The sequence below is a fragment of the Mycobacterium sp. E342 genome, assembly GCF_001667665.1.
GTDB lineage: Bacteria > Actinomycetota > Actinomycetes > Mycobacteriales > Mycobacteriaceae > Mycobacterium.
Genome location: NZ_LZJM01000197.1, coordinates 1 through 1731 on the forward strand (window position 1 = coordinate 1; position 1731 = coordinate 1731).

The window sequence follows — 1731 nt, forward strand, 5'->3', positions numbered from 1 at the left end:
CCGACCGGCTCAAGAAGGCGTTCACCGACGACATCGGCAACGTCAGCCTGGTCAACTGCCCCGGCGAGGGACGCTCACCGGTCAGCTGGCACTACGACCAGACGCCCAACGACATGGCCGGCCTGATCGCCTGCGGCACCTACAACAACCACCCGAACGTTATCTGGACCAACGACGAGAAGCTCATGCTCAGCGACGTCTCCGGGGATCCGGCCACCGTCGAGGACCTGCATACGTGGTGGGACGCGTACGGCTGACCCCTACAGGATGTAGAGCATCTCCTGGTAGGTCGGCAACGGCCACAAGTCATCGGCCACAACGCCTTCCAGCGCGTCGGCGGCCGCACGCACAGCTTCCATCGCGGGCAGCAGCGCCTCCTGCGCGTGGGTGGCCTCCTCGAGCGCCGAGGACGCCGAGTGGTCCGACAAAGCCGCCTTCAACGCGGCCAGCGCGGCCGTGAGGTCGGCCAGCGGCGCCGAAACCGCTTCCAGCGCGGCCATGCTCGGCTCCAGCCCGGCGGCCTTCAGCGTCGCGACGTTCTGAGCCAGCTCGGTCTGGTAGCGCAGGGCCGCCGGCAAGATCACGGTCGTCCCGATCTCGAGGGCGAGCTTCGCCTCGACCCCGATGGTCAGCGCGTACTGCTCCAGGCGGACCTCGTAACGGCTGTGCAGCTCGCGTTCGTTGAAAACCCCGTACTTCTCGAACACTTCGATCGATTCGGGCTTGATCAGTTCGGGGATGGCGTCCAGCGTGGTCTTCAGGTTCGGCAGTCCGCGCGCGGCCGCCTCGATCTGCCAGTTCTCCGAATAGCCGTCGCCGTTGAACACCACCGCACCGTGGTCGGTGATGATCTCGGTGAGCAGTTTCTGCACGGCCGCGTCGAAGTTCTCGCCGCTGTCGACGGCCTTCTCCAAAATGGTTGCGATGTAGTCGAACGAGTCGGCCATGATCGTGTTGAGCACGATCATCGGGACGGCGACCGTCTGCCCCGAGCCCGGCGCCCGGAATTCGAAACGGTTGCCGGTGAACGCGAACGGGCTGGTCCGGTTGCGGTCGCCGGGATCGGTCGGCAGCGGCGGCAGGGTGTCGACGCCGATGATCATGATGCCCTTACCCTTCGACGACGTCGCCGCGCCCTTGGCGATCTGCTCGAACACGTCGGCTAGCTGCTCGCCGAGGAAGATCGAGATGATCGCCGGAGGTGCCTCGTTGGCGCCCAGTCGGTGGTCGTTGGTGGCCGATGCGACCGAGACGCGCAGCAGCCCAGCGAACTTGTGCACCGCGCGGATCACCGCCGCGCAGAACACCAGGAACTGGGCGTTCTCGTGCGGGGTGTCGCCGGGCACCAGCAGCGAACCCAGCTCCGCGTTGCCCACCGAGAAGTTGACGTGCTTGCCCGAGCCGTTGACACCGGCGAACGGCTTCTCGTGGAACAGGCATTCCATGCCGTGCTTCTTGGCCAGCGTCTTGAACACGGTCATCAGCAGCTGCTGGTGGTCGGAGGCGATGTTGGCCCGCTCGAACATCGGCGCCACCTCGAACTGGCCCGGGGCGACCTCGTTGTGCCGGGTCTTGGCGGGGATGCCGAGCTTGAACAGCTCCCGCTCGGTGTCCATCATGAAGCCGAGCACCCGCTCGGGCACCGAGCCGAAGTAGTGGTCGTCGAATTCCTGGCCCTTGGGCGGCTTGGCGCCGAACACGGTGCGCCCCGCGTTGATCAGATCCGGCCGC

1 protein-coding gene and 1 pseudogene are annotated in these 1731 nt (G+C 66.3%); one reads left to right on the top strand and one right to left on the bottom strand.

Translation table 11 applies throughout. From position 1 onward, the window contains the following. Window positions 1–257 (top strand): annotated as a pseudogene (locus A5692_RS29485) (serine/threonine protein kinase); the annotation flags it as partial. 3 nt (window positions 258–260) lie between these two features. Here A5692_RS29485 and A5692_RS14215 read toward each other — a convergent pair. Continuing rightward, the coding region (locus tag A5692_RS14215; protein ID WP_068056961.1) for a glutamine synthetase at window positions 261–1731 on the bottom strand (1471 nt) is incomplete at its 5' end.